At 64.6% G+C, this 15,931-nt stretch carries 10 protein-coding genes; all 10 read right to left on the bottom strand.

All coding sequences use genetic code 11. The features are described from left to right. Positions 1-6: 6 nt before the first annotated feature. The 10 genes from BT115_RS12310 to BT115_RS12265 all read right to left on the bottom strand — a co-directional run bounded on the left by BT115_RS12310 (position 7) and on the right by BT115_RS12265 (position 15,914). Positions 7-603: a hypothetical protein gene (locus BT115_RS12310; protein WP_072322874.1), complete on the bottom strand. Its 597-nt coding sequence runs from the start codon at positions 601-603 to the stop codon at positions 7-9. A 196-nt stretch (positions 604-799) separates the two neighbouring features. Beyond that, positions 800-2,500 carry a bifunctional sulfate adenylyltransferase/adenylylsulfate kinase gene (locus BT115_RS12305; protein WP_218184754.1) on the bottom strand — a complete coding sequence of 567 codons (1,701 nt, stop codon included), beginning with the start codon at positions 2,498-2,500 and terminating at the stop codon, positions 800-802. A gap of 2 nt (positions 2,501-2,502) precedes the next feature. Further along, the gene (locus BT115_RS12300; protein ID WP_072322872.1) at positions 2,503-3,324 is read right to left on the bottom strand and encodes a sulfotransferase family protein; all 822 of its coding nucleotides are present in this window, start codon (positions 3,322-3,324) and stop codon (positions 2,503-2,505) included. A gap of 12 nt (positions 3,325-3,336) precedes the next feature. Next, positions 3,337-4,347: a LacI family DNA-binding transcriptional regulator gene (locus BT115_RS12295; RefSeq protein ID WP_072322871.1), complete on the bottom strand. Its 1,011-nt coding sequence runs from the start codon at positions 4,345-4,347 to the stop codon at positions 3,337-3,339. Between the two features lie 10 nt (positions 4,348-4,357). Beyond that, the gene (locus tag BT115_RS12290) at positions 4,358-7,066 is read right to left on the bottom strand and encodes a glycoside hydrolase family 2 protein (protein ID WP_072322870.1); all 2,709 of its coding nucleotides are present in this window, start codon (positions 7,064-7,066) and stop codon (positions 4,358-4,360) included. Between the two features lie 4 nt (positions 7,067-7,070). After that, positions 7,071-8,432: an APC family permease gene (locus BT115_RS12285; RefSeq protein ID WP_072322869.1), complete on the bottom strand. Its 1,362-nt coding sequence runs from the start codon at positions 8,430-8,432 to the stop codon at positions 7,071-7,073. Positions 8,433-8,440: 8 nt separating this feature from the next. Next, positions 8,441-11,620 carry a TonB-dependent receptor gene (locus BT115_RS12280; RefSeq protein ID WP_072322868.1) on the bottom strand — a complete coding sequence of 1,060 codons (3,180 nt, stop codon included), beginning with the start codon at positions 11,618-11,620 and terminating at the stop codon, positions 8,441-8,443. Between the two features lie 70 nt (positions 11,621-11,690). Then, complete coding sequence (locus BT115_RS12275; protein ID WP_072322867.1) at positions 11,691-13,979, bottom strand: beta-N-acetylhexosaminidase; 2,289 nt, start codon at positions 13,977-13,979, stop codon at positions 11,691-11,693. A 53-nt stretch (positions 13,980-14,032) separates the two neighbouring features. Continuing rightward, positions 14,033-15,040: a glucokinase gene (locus tag BT115_RS12270; RefSeq protein WP_072322866.1), complete on the bottom strand. Its 1,008-nt coding sequence runs from the start codon at positions 15,038-15,040 to the stop codon at positions 14,033-14,035. A 289-nt stretch (positions 15,041-15,329) separates the two neighbouring features. Next, entirely contained in the window at positions 15,330-15,914 is a 585-nt protein-coding gene (locus tag BT115_RS12265) for a hypothetical protein (protein WP_072322865.1), read from the bottom strand. Positions 15,915-15,931: the final 17 nt, after the last annotated feature.

Below are 15,931 nucleotides of genomic sequence, written 5' to 3'. Positions count from 1 at the left end.
GCTCCGTCAACGCAAGTCGACGGCTCCTTCTTGCAACATGTCGAAGAGCACAACGTCGGTTACTTGGATCGACGATCCGCTCCCGCCATTCGAGATCTTGATGAGCACGTGCGCAGGCGCCGGGAATGGCTTCCCGTTCGCGACCAGTTCGACAACGCGCCATTCACCCACCGAGGCAGTGACCATCACGCTTCCGATGTGCTGGGTATGCCGTCCAGTGTCGTCGCTCATGTACAGCGCCGCGTCGACTTCCGCGTCGGCGGATTCGGCGCGGACACGGAAGCGAAGCGCATACGCTGCTCTACTCCACTTGTAGAACATGGCGTACACGGGCTGCTCGATCGAGCTTCCGTGACCCATGGAAAGATAGGAGGCCCCGCCTTCGCTACCGAGCGTGACGTCACCGAGGGCCTCCCAGCCGGTAAGAGCAGTGAAACTGCCGTTCTTCACAGGCAGGCGGCAGGTAACGTCTGGTTCGATGGTCGAATGGCACGCGGGCAGACTGGGGGCAGGCATCGTGCCGGCCGTGGCCTGGTCGGTGAAGAGGCAAGCGCAGACCACTGCCGCACTCATCGCGAGGCGGGATGGATAGACGGTATTCATGATGCTCCTTGAGGATTTGGGGTTGGGGGCGGCGCCGACGGACGGATTACAACGTAGTCGGACAGCCTTCAGGGCACGCCCGACATGGGACGAGCCCTCCTCCTACACATCTTCGAGGTATCAGCCGGTCGGCCCACGCAGGCAAGGCCAACGCGAGGGGAGGCGCTTATGTCGAGCGAGGAACTTTCCTACGAAGCTAGGCGATCAATCGACGCTCGCGAAGTACGGCGACGATCTGCGCTGCAAGATGCGCCGGCGTCTGCTCCGCACCATCCAGGCGAAGATCGGGCGCGACGGGCACTTCATAGGGATCGCTGATGCCCGTGAATTGCTTGAGCGCACCTGACCGCGCCTGCGCGTATAGACCTTTGGTATCGCGCGCTTCGCATACGTCGAGCGCGGTACTGACATGCACTTCGATGAAATCCCCATGCGCTTCAACCAGCGCGCGCGCGGCCGCCCGGTCCTCGGCGTAGGGAGCGATCGGCGCACAGATGGCGATGCCACCGTGGCGGACGATCTCCGATGCGACGTAGGCGATCCTGAGAATGTTCGCCGAGCGATCCTCACGCGAAAACCCCAGGCCCGCCGATAAGGTCTTTCGTACCTCATCGCCATCGAGCACGCTGACCTGCCGTCCGGTGTTTTCGAGGATGGCCGCCTTGAGTGCCTGGGCAATGGTCGACTTCCCTGCGCCGGAAAGTCCGGTGAAAAAGATGGCGCACCCACGGTTCTCGGGGCGTGGGAAGCGCTGCCTGAGGATGACTTCCACTTCCGGATACGTAAACCATGCCGGGATGGCGCTGCCTTCGAGAAGGTGTTTGCGCAGCTCGGTACCCGAGACGTTGCTCACGGCTTCGCCCGGGTGGAGTTCATCGGAAGAGACATACGCCTGCCGCCCTGGCGCGTAAACCATCGGCGCGAACGGAAGCACTGCGATACCCAACTCGTCGGCATGGGCCTGGACCAGGACCTGCGCCGCCAACGGCTCGTAATACGCCTGTCCCGAGGCATCCTTGCCCGGCCCGGCATGATCGCGCCCGACGATGAAGAAGTTCGCACCGTAGTTCTTTCGGATGATGGCGTGCCAGAGCGCCTCGCGCGGCCCGGCCATGCGCATGGCCAACGGCAATACCGACAGCTTCACCGCATCTTCCGGATAACGCTCCAGCAGGGCGCGATAGCAGCGGACGCGGGTATATCTATCGATGTCGCCGTCCCGCGTGCGCCCGACGACGGGGTGCAACAGCAGTCTGCCACCGACCGCATCCATCGCTCGGCGCGTGAGTTCCACGTGGGCGCGGTGCAACGGGTTGCGTGTCTGGAAGGCCACGATACGATCCCACCCCCGATCCGCAAACCACGCCCGCAGGTCGCGCGGGGAAGCTCGCAGGTCGGTGAAATCGTGGTGGGCCGGACGCTGAAGGCCGCGAATACGGCCGCCAAGGCAGACCTCGCCCCGGCGCAGCAGATCGGCGACACCGGGATGCCCGGAATCTCGCGTTCCGTAAACCTGGAACGCTTCCCGCATCTTGTCCGGGCGGAAGATGTCGGACAGCGTGAGCAGCGCCAGCGCCGTGCCCTGGATGTCGCGTAACACGACGTCTTGCCCTATCGACAACGATGCCGCGGTGTCTGCAGAGACATCGAGCACGATCGGCATCGGCCAGAGGGTGCCGTCCGTCAGGCGGAGGCTCGTGACGACCGCGTCGTAATCCGCCTCGCCCATGAACCCTTCGAGCGGCGAGAACGCGCCGTCGAGGAGCAGCTCCAGATCGCAGAGCTGCCGATGTTCCAGCCGCACGCTCGGCAGTGCGCCGGAAGCACGCCGCGCGACCTGCGTCTCCGCTTCCGACAGGTACAGATGCTTGAGCACACCACCATGCGGCTCGATCATGGTCAGACGATGGGCACCTGATGGACGTTGTTCTTCGGATCGGCCCAGAACGCCTCGTTCGCGAAGCGCGCGAAAACCTCACGCGGCAGCACCGGCGAGCGTTCGACGGCCTCCACCTTGGCACGGACGACGTGCAACCCCGGCATGCCTACCCGCGCGTCGAATTCGTCGGCGCTGTACGCGATGTCGTCGAAGTCATGCGCGAACCAAGGCTCGCCCAGGAACCGGTACACCGCGCGTAGGGCGGCCTCGGGATCGCGCACCAGGCTCTCGTAGGTCAGCAGCAACAGGTGATCGCGCGCCCATGTGCCGTAGAAGGCTTCCTTCGTTGCCTGGTACGCGAAACCGACCATGCCACGTGGATCGGTCAGCGCCTCGACGCGCGAATAGACCGTCGTGTTGGTATCGAAGCGAAACACCTTGCTGACACTCACCGGCTGCTTCTGAACCAGACGCTCCATGCTGTCGAGCACCCAGGCAAGCTGACGCACGCAGGCGACGACCTTTACCCCCGGAAACAGGGTGGCGAGCAGACCCATGCGGCTGCACCAGAGGCGGCTCATGTCGAACACCGCTTCCGCGCGGGTATCGACGGAATAGAAGTTCTCCACCAGGCCCCGCAGCATGGCCGTCCGTTGCGCGTCCGTGACGTCGAAGGCGAAGTCGTTCTTGCTGCTGGCCTCGGCCACCACCACGCCCATGATGTCGGCCACCGGACTGGTCATGCCCGCGCGGAAGCGCGGATTCTGGTTCAGGATGGCCGCGAGTAACGTGGTGCCCGCGCGCGGCAGGCCCGAGATGAAATGGTATCGGCGCTCGGACATACGGTGTTTCCTCTAGGGCGGCGCGGGGGCTGTGGATGCACGCAGACGCATTTGGTATTCGACCTCGACCATGCGGGGTTCGCCTTTGCCGAGGAGACCAAGCAGCAGTTCCTCCGTGGCTCGCTTACCCATGTCGCGCACTGGCTGGTGAACGGTGGTGAGCAGCGGCCAGACCTGCGTCGCGATCGTCGTGTCGTCGAAACCGCAGATGGAAACCTCGGCGGGCACCATTACGCCCGCTTCGGCCGCGGCCCATATGGCACCGACGGCCATGTCGTCATCGGCCGCGAAGATCGCCGTGGGTCGCTGCTTCAGCCGCAGCAACTGGCGGGCAGCCTTCACCCCGGATTCGAACGAGAACTGGCCCTGCACCATGTAGTCGGCACGTTCCTCCAGGCCTGCGCGCTTCATGCCGTCGCGGTAGCCCGCGAGGCGCCACACGCCCGCGCCATGTTTCGGATCGCCGATGATGTGCGCGATACGGCGGTGTCCCAGTGCGACCAGATGGTCGACCATCGCAGCCGCGGCCTCGCGCTCATGCAGGATGACCCCCGCGACGCCCTTCGCCTTGCGCGGCGCGATGGAAGCGAAAGGGAGCCCCGCGCTGCGCAGGTGCGCGAGCAGCGCCGGGTGGTCCGTAATGGGCGGCGTGAGGATCAAGCCATCGGGGCGGTGCCGCCACAGGATGCCTTCGACGCGCTCCATGAAGTCCGGCGCTGTGGAGTCCAACGGTTGCACCATCATGCTGTACTGCTGCGCCTCGCAGGCCTCCTGCACGCCGGCCTGCACCTCCATGATGTAGCTGGGCGAGAGGTTGTCGTACAACAGCCCGATCATGAAGGAACGATTGGTCGCCAGGCTTCGCGCCGACGTGAGCGGGCGGTAGTTCAATGCCGCAACGGCCGCCATCACCCGTTCGCGCACTTCCTTGCGCACGCCCGGTTCCTGGTTGAGCACGCGGGAGACGGTCTTCTTGGATGTATCGGACGCACGAGCCACATCGTTGATGGTCACGCGCGACATGAAGGCCTCTTCAATGCTTCGTTCCCTGGGTGGCTCCCGCAACCACCTGCGCCGCGGGAGTATTCCAACCGGACACCTCGACCACCGTACCGGCCGTGCCCTGCGCCGGATAGCGCGCCGTGAGCACGACGGATTCGCCGGGCCAGAGCGTCACGTCATTGTCAGACCAGGTCACGGGCAGCGCAAGCTCGCCCTTTGCCCCACGGCGGATCGCCAGATGTTCCTGCACGGCTGCCGAAGGCGACGACGAAGGAATGGAAAGCGTTACCGTGGTCACCGCGTAGTCGCCGTCGCGCACGGTCGAAGCGCGGACCTCGCGAGTGGCCTTCGGCAACGAAGCCAGGGCGCTGAAATCGCCGTACTGAACGACCGGTGTCAGGTACCAGTTCGACTTCGGCCAGTCGAGCGTGTCCTCGCGCGTGGACAGCCAGTAGACGTTGCGGCTCACGGGCTTTCCGTCGGCTTCGGTCAGTGCGAGTTCGACGAAATACACCGTGGACAGACCGGCGACCGACGGCAGATCGAGCACCGTCTGTGCATGATTGCCCGGCAGGTCGATGCGCTGCACCTGCTTGTCATAGCGCACGCTTCCGTCGAGGTTGCGCACCTTGACCGAGGCCTGCAAGCCACGTCGTTGCTCCAACGTATGGTTCACGACCACGATGGAGCGCGAATCGTACGAGTATTGAATGTGCAGCGGCTCGTTCGCTTTCTTCGCACCGTAGTACGCGCCGGCCGGATTCAGGTAGTAGTCGTACAGGTGCCAGTGAAGCGACGGCCACGCGTTGTTGAGCATCCAGTAGATGACGCCCGTGGCAGGATTCGGCGCACCCATGCGCGCATTGAACGCTTCGAACTGCGCGCGCACATTGTCGTAGTTGTCCAGTTGGGCCTTCGCCACATAGTCGGCGAGGTCGCTCGGTGCGCCGTAGCGTTTCGCGAGCGCGGTGTCGAACGGCGTGAGCACGGCGAACGTCGACCAGTCGGCCGAGGCATGGTACTGCCGGGTCTCCGGGTACTTCCACAACGCTTCCTGCTCCTGCGTCGAGAGCATGCGCTGCACATCCTCCAGACGCGGGATGACGGCTCCCGCGCTGACCTCCGAATCGAACCCGAATGCCGCGCCGAGCTTGTCCGCGTACCAGTACGACGGCGGAATCCAGTCGTAGGGTCCCGCCATCTTCATGCCCGAGGGGCCGGCTTCGGCCGTCGTCACATCCACGGCCGCAGAAATGACGGGCAATGACCATCCTTCGGCACGAAGCGTATCCATGTACAGCTTCGCAAGCGCTGGCGGTGGCGCGTGGTCGCTGCCGATGTAGAAGCCGATCACGGACGGATGATTGCGCAACAGGCGCGCCTCGCTCGCCATCGATGCCTGCGCGACGCGCATGTCGGCGTCGGTCCAGGGCTCGCCACCCGTCTGCGCGGCAGCTTCCCACTTGTCGCAGCACTCCCAGCCGGGCAGCACGAGAATGCCGTTGCGGTCGGCAAGATCGTAGAAGCGTTCGTTCTCCAACTTGCCTTCGCTGCGGATGGTGTTGAGGCCGAGATTCACCACGTAGCTGAACTCGGCCTCCATGCGCGCTGGATCGTCGCGCAAGAACATATCGGGTGCCCAACCGCCGCCGCGTATCAACAACGGCTGACCATTGACGATGAACTGGCGATAGCCCTGGCGGGTGAGCGTGGACTCGACGCTGCGCACGCCGAAGTTCGTCGCTGCGCGATCCGACGGCGCGCCATCGACCGTCGCGGTCACCGCCATTCGATACAACGGATGGTCGCCCATGCCGATCGGCCACCACACCTTGGGACGATCCAACGTCACGACCGGCGCGGAACCGGAAGCGAGCGACACGACCTTCGCCTCCCCCGGAGGGAGACGGACCGTCTGTTGCACCGGCTTGTCCGCGACGGTGCCCGAGACGGTGACGTCGTGCGCCACCGCATCGAGGTTCGTCGCCGTGACCGTCACGGCCAGGGTCGCCTGAGCCAGGTCTGTCGACAAGGTCGGAGCCACGTGTGGCGCGCTCAGCGCCACGGGGCCCGTTTGAACGATGTCCACGCCACGCCATGGGCCCATGTTGTTGTCCGGCGGCGTGGGATTCCAATCCACCCAGCCGATGGACAGACTCATCCGCGGATCGCCCGGGTACACCTTCAACGCCACGACGTTGGAACCAGCATGCACCCATCGCGTCACATCGATGTCGTGCTCGGGATAAGCCCCCGCGAGATCCGCATGGTCGGCCACCTTCTGCCCGTTCACCCACGCGTCCGCGGCGGCGATGATGCCGTGGGTGCGCAGCAAGGTGTGTCGCGTCCCCTCCGCCTTCGACAGTTCGAAGCCCGCGCGGTACCACCACGGCGTCACGAACAGATTGCCGCTGGCGTCGGGCACCTGCACGGCGCGAAGGTTGTCGCTATGGAAGACGTCGAACTTGAAGACGTCGTTCTCCAACAACCCTGCCATGACCGTGGCGCGTCCGGTGACCGGATACCAGTCCTTCGCGGCGAAGCCACGCTTGGAAATCGTCGCGCTGTCGTTCTGTGCTTTTGCGGTGTCCTGAATCTGCCAGTGACCGATCGGGCTGACGGTGCCCGCCTCCGCGGCAACGCGCGTGTCGGCGTAAGTGGTAGCTGCCATCGCCGCGGAAGCGGATGCCAGGCTCGTTGCGATGACTGTTGCAAGGACGATGCGCGTGAAAACTGGCATGACGTCAGAGCTCCGGGGCGGTGGTGGATGGCGTCTCGGCGGGCGCGAAGGGCCACGCTGCATTCACCCGGGCCCACAACGTGAACACCACGAGACCAGCGACGATCCATGCTCCCGACAGCATCAGCGAAAGCGGTGACGCGGACACGTACACGTACACCCAGCCCACGAGGGCAATGATGCAAGGCACCGGGTACAGCCATTGCCTATAGGGTCGGTGAAGCTCGGGTTCGCGGCGCCGCAGGACGATGAGGGCCACGATCTGTGCAATCGACTGCACCAGAATCGTCGCCGTCAGCAGCATGTTGATGACATCGGTCAGATCGAAGAAGGTGCCAATAGCCGTGACCGTGCCCATCGTCAGCAAGGCGATGTGCGGAAAGCCGTGCTTCGCATGAAGCCTGCCGAAGGTCGAAATGAAAACCTTGTCACGCGCCGCCTCGAATGGCACGCGCGAGCCGCCGAGCAAACCTGTGAACACCGAGGCCAATGCGGTGATGATGATGAGAGCCGTCATCACTGCGGCCGCCGTATGGCCCCAGCTCCGCTCCACCACCAGCGATGCCACGGATTTGGACGCGGCGATCTCCTGCCACGGCGCCACACCCAGCACACTGATGTTGAGAAGGAGATAAATCACCATCATGGCGACGATCGAGATAATGATGGTGCGCGGCATGGTGCGGCCCGGGTCGCGCAGTTCGTCGCCAATATAGGCCGTGGTGTTGTAGCCGAGGTAGTCGTACACACCGATGATGAGGCCCGCCCCGAGCCCGACGAAGAAACGCGGGCCGAATGCACCCGCCGGGAAATCGAATGCCAGTCGAGGATCGAAATGGGAAAACCCGGCTGCCGCCACACCGACGATCGAGACGAGCATGATCACCCACAAAGCGATGGTGATGACTCGCACCGATTCGATGCGGCGGTAAAGCAGCCATGTTACGAGTGCCGTCGCTGCCACGCCGACGATGCGTGCGGTCCACCAGCCCATGTTCGGGAAGAAGAACTGCAGGTATTCGACCATTCCGATGATGCCCGTGGACATCAGCAGGGGTATGGCGAGCAGCATCGTCCAGATGAAGAGGAACGGCATGAGCTTGCCGCTACGTGCCTGGAAAGCCCGCCGGAGGTACACATAGGTACCGCCGGAACCCGGCATGGCCGCGCCCAATTCCGCCCACACCAGTCCATCGGCGATGGCGAGCAGTGCGCCCACGATCCACCCGACGATGGCCTGTGGCCCGCCCATGGCCGCCACCATCAGCGGGATGGTGATGAACGGACCGATCCCGCACATCTGCGTCATGTTGATGGCGGTGCCCGAGAAGACACCGATAGACCGATGGAACTGACGCTCGCTCATGGGTTCCCCTACCACTGGCCACGGATGCCGAACATGAACATGCGCTCGGAGAATGTCGAGTGCCCGGGCTGATCCTTCCACGTCAGGTAATAGCGCTGGTATTCGTTGGTCAGGTTCGTGCCGTTGAGGAACACTTCGAGCTGCTTGGCGAACTTGTACGAGATGGATGCGTCGATGTATTCCTGCGGCGCTTCGTACAGCTCCAGCCCGGTGATGCCGCCCACGCTGTCGGACACCGCGCGGCGCGAGCGATAGTTGTATGCCACGCGTGCCTGGAAGCGGTCGTCCTGGTACCAGAGGATGACGTTGCCCGATTTCGTCGAATTGTCCTGGAACGGGATTTTCTTGCCGGCAAGATCCTTCTCGCCGGAATTGCTGGGCGCGTAGGTGGCATTGAACTCCACGCCTGTCTTCGAAAAGATGCCCGGCAGGAAGGTGAAGCCTTGGCGGTAGTCGAACTCCGCACCCTTGATGCTGTTGCCGGTGCCCTGCACGGGTTCGGTGATCACGATGCAGTGGTTGCGCACCACGCCGTCCTCATCGGGCAGCGTGCAGTTGGTAACGCTGCCGTTCTTGATGAAGCTGTCGACGTTGATGCGGAACAGCGCGAGGCTGACCATGCTGGTGGGGTTGATGTACCACTCTGCCGAGGCGCCGAAGTTGGTCGAACGCCAAGGGTCGAGTTTAGGGTTGCCCGACGACGTGCCGTTGGCCACGCGGAACACGGGCCCGTCCGGCGTCTCGGACAACGAGTAGTTCAACTGCAGACCGCCGCCCCAGGTGCTCAGGTCCAGCGGCATCATGTTCTTCGAGTACGCCAGGCGAAACTTGAGGCTGTCCGTCACGTCGAGGGAGAAGTTGGCCGACGGCAATACGTCCTGGTACGAGCGTTTGGTGATGTCCCTGCCCACATCCTCCGGCTCGTCGCCGTACGCGCCCGGATCGCCGCTGAGATGCTGCGTCACGTCGAGGTTGCTGCGGATGAGGCGCACACCGACGTTGCCGCTGTAAGGCATGTCGCCGATCATGCCGTTGAAGTCGCCCTGCAGGTAGCTCGACAGCTCCTTGAGCCGCACGCCCCAGGTGGTACCGGGTTCGCCCACCCGCACCGTGTCCGGGTATAGCGACTTCCAGTAAGCCTCGGGATTCTTCATGGCATCCGGGTCGATCGCCCAGAAGTCGATGCCGGAGCCGAGCAGGTTGTGATATGCCTTGAAGTTGTTCGCCAGCGGTGCAGCGGTGTTCGGCATGGAAATGGCCGACAGTGGACCGGCGCGGAAATAGCCCTGGTCGTTGCCCGCCGTGCACGACCCGCTGTTCAACACCACGTCGGCGCCGACGTAACGCACCAGACACCCGCCAGGATCGCTCGCACCCATGCCGGCGTAGACCGGCGTCTCGAACGTCCAGCCCTTGTTGCCGGCGTTGCGGATGCTGTTGCGCACGCCGAACTCGAGCTTGAAGCCGTCGTTGAACTCGAACTTGCCGTCGAACCGCAAGGCGTTGAGGGCCACCTTGCGATCGTAGTTGCCGGACGATTCGAGCGTCTTCATGGTCCAGGCGGCGGGATTGGCGAACGCTGCCGCCAACTCGGCCGGCGTACTGATCTTCAAGTAGCGGCCACGGAAGTCCGCGACGATGGGGAGGGTGTTCTGCGGTATGCCCGTGGGATTGAAGACACGATTGCCGCCCAGTTCGGCGGGATAGACCATCGTCCCGGGCGGCACCGCATCGTCCGACACGCCGTCCTTCAGCACGTTGGGCCAGAGGGCACCGTCCGAATCGGAGATATTGACGTCGGTTTCCTGCACGGATTGCGACGCCGTGTCGTGGATGCCGCGGAGTGACCCGGTAAAGGGGCCGCCGTCATCGTAGTCGAGCTGCAGGTTCAGATTCTTCGCTACGGAAAACTTGCGGATCATCTGTGAATACGACTCCACGTCGCCCGGCCACTTCTTGTAGACCTGCGTCGTGTAGATGTTCGATCCCTCCCAACCCGGTTCCGGCGTGCCGTATGAACCGAGTGCCGGCCGGCCAGTATCGCGCGACTGCAGCGGCACGTACGTCGCGCCCTGCCAGTTGGTGGAGTTGAACTGGACGCCTACGTTTCGATCGAACTGGTGCTGCTGCGAATAGAAGTAGTCGCTCGTCAGGCTGAAGCCGTTGCCGATGTCGAATTGGAAGGACGCATTGCCCGACTTCCGCTGGCGCTGGGTGGTGATCTGGTTGATGCCGAAATTCTGGCTACCCATGAAGACGCCGTTCGACTTGCCGTCCCCGTTCACGTCCACGCTGCCATCGGCGTTCTGCACGATCTGCGAGGGGATGGGCGCACCGTTCCACGGCGTGAGGAAGCCATTGTAGCCACCGGCGCTGGTGGCGTTCTCGCCGTTGAGCACCGCGCCATACTGATCGAGGCCTTCGGTGGAGTTCATGCGCCGCGTATCGGAGTAATCGCCCGAGATGAGGAATCCCCAACGGCCGTGGTCGTTGTAGGAGAAGAGGCCATTCGCCTCCGGCCCCGTATGCTTCGTGGTCGAGCCGCGCTCGCCATTGGCCGAATAGCTGTACGTGAATCCCGAAGGCAGATCCCAGGGCCGATAAGTGTGCAGGTCGATCGCACCGCTGATGCCCGCATCGGTTTCGTTGGCGGTGGACGATTTGACCACGTCCGCGCCGTGGAACAGCGTCGATGGCAACATGCTGAAGTCGGGCTGCTGGGAATCGATCTGGTCCGCGGTGATGAATACCTCACCGTTGAGCATGGTGCCGACCTGCGGCAAGCCGCGCACGTCTACCGACGTGCCCACACCTGCATCGCGATTGATTTGCACACCGGTGATGCGCTGAAGCGAGTCGGTGATCGTCGTATCGGGCAGTGCGCCGATGTTCTCTGCGGTGATGCTGTCCTGGATCTTGTCAGCGTCGCGCTTCACGTCGATCGCCTTCATCTGCGATGCGCGAACACCCGTGACCGTGACGCCGGATAAGTCGACGGCCGCCTTCGCCGCATCGCCTTGCTGGTCCTTGTCGTCCGCCTTTTTGGCGGCGACCGAGGGTGGCTTGGCTTGCGGGGTAGCCGGCGGCGCGGACTGCCCGTCCTGGGCGACCGCTGCCGTCGAAGCGACGGCCAGCAGGGTCACCGCGATGGCGAACGACAAGGGATGCTTGCGAAGTGCTGTGGACATGAGCCGTGACCTCGTGACTGTTGCCTGTCGGGAACGCGTACTGCCCGGCCGTGCCCGGAGGCGTGCCGTCTTACTTCAAGAACGAAAGCTTTCCGATCGCCCACTGCCCTTTGCGTGGGTCGCCCGTTGCGAAGACACACAAGGCGTGCACATCCGCAGCGATACGTGCCGGGAGGTTCGCCTCCCGTCGCACCGAACCGCCCGCCGGCAAGACGCTGCCAAGCGGCAGCATCGCCAGTCGCGGGCCGTCGCAACGATTGGCATGGATTTCGATGGCGTCGCCCGTACCGTTGCCGGTATGCACCACGGCACCACGGGCTTCGTCGCCGTAGCGCCAGGGCAACTTTTCGGCCGTCACGGCCACACGGGTCGCGCCCTGCAGGCTTACTACCGGCCAGATCCAGCAGGCGTTTCCGATCTCGACCGCGTAGACGGGACTCGGGCCACGCGCCGGTGCCGAACCCTGCAGACGCGACGGTGACTCGCCCGAGCAGGTCTCCAGCGCGGAGCTGTCGCGGCTCCACAGCGTAGCCTCGTCCAGCGAGGCCGAACGGACCGACGCAAGGAGGCTACCGTCGCTCGCGAATGTGGCTGCCCGCAGGAGGGTGCCCGCCGGCAGCGAGAGGGGCTGCGTATACGCCGGGGAGTTCGCGGCAGGCTCGGTCCCATCGACGGTGTAACGGATGTCGCCGATGTGGATCTGGTTCGCGAGCACGGCGCGAAATGCTCCGTCGGCCGAGCGCGATATCTCGAACGTCGGCGCAAACGCGCTATCCGCGCTGGCGATACCCAATGCGCGGTAACGCGCCAACTCACCGGGGAGACGCGCGAGGAATCCATCCCAGTCATGGGCAGACGGGGGCGACCAGCCCAGCTCGGCCAGCGCGGCGATGCGGGGGAAGGCGGCATGCTGCACGTGCGCGAACGTCAGCAACTGCTCGGACCAGAGGCCGGCCTGCACGCCGACGATATGTTTCGCTTCGTCCGCACGGGTGCCCGGGGGTACGAGCTGCGTGTCGTAGGCGTCGCGCAGCGTGACTTCAGGCGGCGGGCCAGCCCATTCGTCCGCATGCCCGGATTGCCGGTGGTCGAAGTACAACGATTCCTGCGGTGTCATCACCACGTCGTGGCCCTGACGAAGCGCCGCAAGCGCCACGCGCTCATCGTGATCGCCGTGCCAGGACATCACCACCTGCGCCTGCGGAAGTGCGACGCCTGCGGCGACCTCGTCATCCCAGCCCACCGGTGTTCGACCGTGCTCGACGAGATACGTAGCCACCTGCTGCATGAACCAGCCCTGCAACTCATCCATGTTGGCCAGCTTCAGCGCCTTCATCTGCGCGTTGACCTCGGGCGACGCGTTCCACTGCTGCTTGTCCGCTTCGTCGCCGCCGATGGAGATGTAGCGCGACGGAAACAGCCGCATCGCTTCGTCCATCACGTCAGTCACGAAGCGCAGCGTCTTCTCATTCGGATTGAGCAACCATGGGCTCACACCCCAATCGGTCCACACGGGTGGGCGCTTGCCCGTCACGCCGAGCCACGGATAGGCGGCGATGGCGGCTTGCGAGTGACCCGGAAGATCGATCTCCGGCACGATCTCGACATAGCGCGCGGCGGCATAACGCACGATGTCGCCGATCTCGACGGCCGTGTAGACCTTGCAATACGGTTTGGTCGGAGCACCTGTTACTTCACTGTCGTTGCCCACCGCGTCACGACAGGCGCCTGTCGTGGACAGCTCGGGGTAGCTCGGTACCGGCAGGCGCCAGCCCTGGTCATCGGTGAGATGCCAGACGAGCACGTTGAGCTTGTCGAGCGACATCCCGTCGATCAGTCGCTTGATCTCGTCCGCGCCCTGGTAATGCCGGCTGGAGTCGAGCAACACGGCGCGCCATGCGAAGCGCGGATGGTCCTCGATGTTGCCGTAAGGCACGCGCGCGGGTTCGCCACGCGTCCAACCCGGCTGCGTCATCAACTGCCATACCGTCACGCTTCCGTAGAACGCGCCGCGCGGCGTGCGCGCCGTGACGACGATGCCCTGTTCGCCCACGGCTATCGCATAGCCTTCCTCGCCCACGACGGGTGCGTCCGAGCGGACGTCGAATGTCACCATCGCCGGCTCGCCGCCAGCGATCTTGCGCATCGTCAGACCACGCACGGTCGCGAGTCGCTGCACGAAGTTGTCGACGACAGTCGCCATGGCGGGGTCGGCGGCTCCGCGCACGGCGACACCTGCGCCGTCGCGGATGTCGACCGTGCCCGCAGCGGCCGGCCTCACCGTGGCGGGCATGGGAAGCAGCGACCAGCCCGAGGCGGATGCGGCGAACGCGCTCGTCGCCAGCACACACGCGGTCATTGCCGCGCACGCCCCGGCGAAACGTCGAATAGCTGTTGCCGATCCGCGCAGCCTCACGGCGATGCGCCCGTGGCGGATGCGACGCCGGACAACGCACGGTGGTGCATGTACCAGCGTGCGGCGCCCTGCACGCCGTGACTACCGTGCTCGGTGACCCATACCGGCACCCCGGCCAGGAGCGCCCGCACGCTGCGCCCATGCAGAAAGCGTTCTTCGAAGGCACTGCGTGCGAGCAGGTCGAACATGGAGGACAGGAAGCCGCCCGCCAGGAAAATCCCGCCGGTAGGCATGGTCGTCATGGCGAGATTGCCCGTGAAACTACCGAGCGCCGCGCAGAACACGTCGACCGCTTCCATCGCGTAAGGGTCGGCTTGCGCCGCGGCCGCGGCGGTGACCGCTCTCGGTGTCGCCAACGTCGGCAGCTCGCCGTCGATGCTGCACAGCGCCTCGTAGAGGGTCAGCAGTCCCGGTCCCGATACGATGCGTTCGACCGGTACGTAACCGCCCTCCGGCGCGAGCCACGCCAGCACCGCGCGCTCGCGCAGCGAGTGCGGCGCAAAATCCATCTGGCCGGCTTCCGTCGCGAAGACCGCCGCATTGGGCGACCCAGGCACATAGACCGCCGCGCCCAGGCCGGTGCCCGGGCCGACCACCAGCGACGGTCCCAAGCCACGTACGGAAGGACCGCAAAGGTGCCTACCGCTCGCCGCCAGCGGCCCCTCGATGGCATAGGCCAGGGCTTCGAAATCATTGAGAAGCGCGACCTCGGCCAAGCCAAGCGTGGCGCGCAGGATGTCGGACCGAACGGGCCAGGCGAGGTTGTCGTTGACTACCTCGTCACCCATTGCCTGGCCGGCGCATGCCAGCACACAGTGCGAGACCGGTTCATGTACCTCGGCCACGATGAATGTCTGGAGCATGGCGGTGAGCGAGGGAAAGTCGGCGCAGGTGAACACCCGATAGGCGAGCGTCTCGATGCCGCCCGGTCGCCCGTCGGTGGCGGCACGCATAAGCGCGACGTGGCCGTTCGTGCCGCCGATATCGCCCGCAAGAAAGTTCATCCCCCGATGTCCCCCACCCTTTTGGTCCCCTGGGTGAATCACCCCATCCAAGTGCCCCCGCACTGGATTGGTCATCAGGGTGTAACGGGACTGACACCGGTGTCAAGGCATGGCGCAGCAGGGGCAGCAGGGTGCAGCAAATCGCTCGCGAGCCGTGGCCGGCGAGAAAAGCGGCGTTCGTGAAAATCCTTCTATGCAGCCTGCGCGAGGCAGAGGCGGAGTCCGCTTCCGCCGGCCGAGCCCGATATCGGGTGACCGATCGTGAAGCGGACACCGCTAACGCAGGTGCTTACTCTTCGCTGGCCAGACGCTGGCGCAGCAGCCGCACCTTATCCAGCTTCAAGGACGCCGCGGCGTTCGTGTCGACACGGCTGACGGTGATGGCAAGAGTGGTCGATGACGACGGCACCTGGTCGAGGACGAACCCGCCGGACGGGGTGCTCCACTCACCGTCCACGACGTAGTCCCTGGAAAAAACGACGGGGCTTTCCGGTCCGTCGAGCACCTGCACCTTGAGACGGACCGTGGCCTCACCGCCCTCGCTTCGCACGCGCAACTGCGGAACGAAGTTCATGGCGTGGTTGTCGGCCGTGGCGGGAGCATGGACCATCTGGAAAATCATCTGATCCGGTGCGAAGGCAAGCTGGCCGTCGGCATCCCCAAGCCGCTCCCATGCGGGCGACGTGACCGAGGGAAAGCCCGAGCCCCAGGAAAATCGTGACGAGGCTTGTTCGAAATGCGCGTTCTCGATAGACACGCGGCATTCGGCGGTCGCCGATGACGGCGAGCAGAACGGGACGCTGGCAGCGGCCGCCGTTGCAGAGAGCGACAGCGCGACGGCGAGGCAGGCGGTTGTGAAACGGGGGATGGACATTGACTAGACTCCCTGTC

It is taken from the genome of Luteibacter sp. UNCMF366Tsu5.1 (assembly GCF_900119235.1).
In the GTDB taxonomy this organism is placed as follows: Bacteria; Pseudomonadota; Gammaproteobacteria; order Xanthomonadales; family Rhodanobacteraceae; genus Luteibacter; species Luteibacter flocculans.
This window is presented reverse-complemented; position numbering and strand designations above follow the sequence as displayed.

Bases quoted from the DNA above. Each gene is read 5' to 3' on its own strand.
- BT115_RS12310 (WP_072322874.1), bottom strand. From the start codon at position 603: ATGAATACCGTCTATCCATCCCGCCTCGCGATGAGTGCGGCAGTGGTC.
- BT115_RS12305 (WP_218184754.1), bottom strand. From the start codon at position 2,500: ATGATCGAGCCGCATGGTGGTGTGCTCAAGCATCTGTACCTGTCGGAA.
- BT115_RS12300 (WP_072322872.1), bottom strand. From the start codon at position 3,324: ATGTCCGAGCGCCGATACCATTTCATCTCGGGCCTGCCGCGCGCGGGC.
- BT115_RS12295 (WP_072322871.1), bottom strand. From the start codon at position 4,347: ATGTCGCGCGTGACCATCAACGATGTGGCTCGTGCGTCCGATACATCC.
- BT115_RS12290 (WP_072322870.1), bottom strand. From the start codon at position 7,066: ATGCCAGTTTTCACGCGCATCGTCCTTGCAACAGTCATCGCAACGAGC.
- BT115_RS12285 (WP_072322869.1), bottom strand. From the start codon at position 8,432: ATGAGCGAGCGTCAGTTCCATCGGTCTATCGGTGTCTTCTCGGGCACC.
- BT115_RS12280 (WP_072322868.1), bottom strand. From the start codon at position 11,620: ATGTCCACAGCACTTCGCAAGCATCCCTTGTCGTTCGCCATCGCGGTG.
- BT115_RS12275 (WP_072322867.1), bottom strand. From the start codon at position 13,979: ATGACCGCGTGTGTGCTGGCGACGAGCGCGTTCGCCGCATCCGCCTCG.
- BT115_RS12270 (WP_072322866.1), bottom strand. From the start codon at position 15,040: ATGAACTTTCTTGCGGGCGATATCGGCGGCACGAACGGCCACGTCGCG.
- BT115_RS12265 (WP_072322865.1), bottom strand. From the start codon at position 15,914: ATGTCCATCCCCCGTTTCACAACCGCCTGCCTCGCCGTCGCGCTGTCG.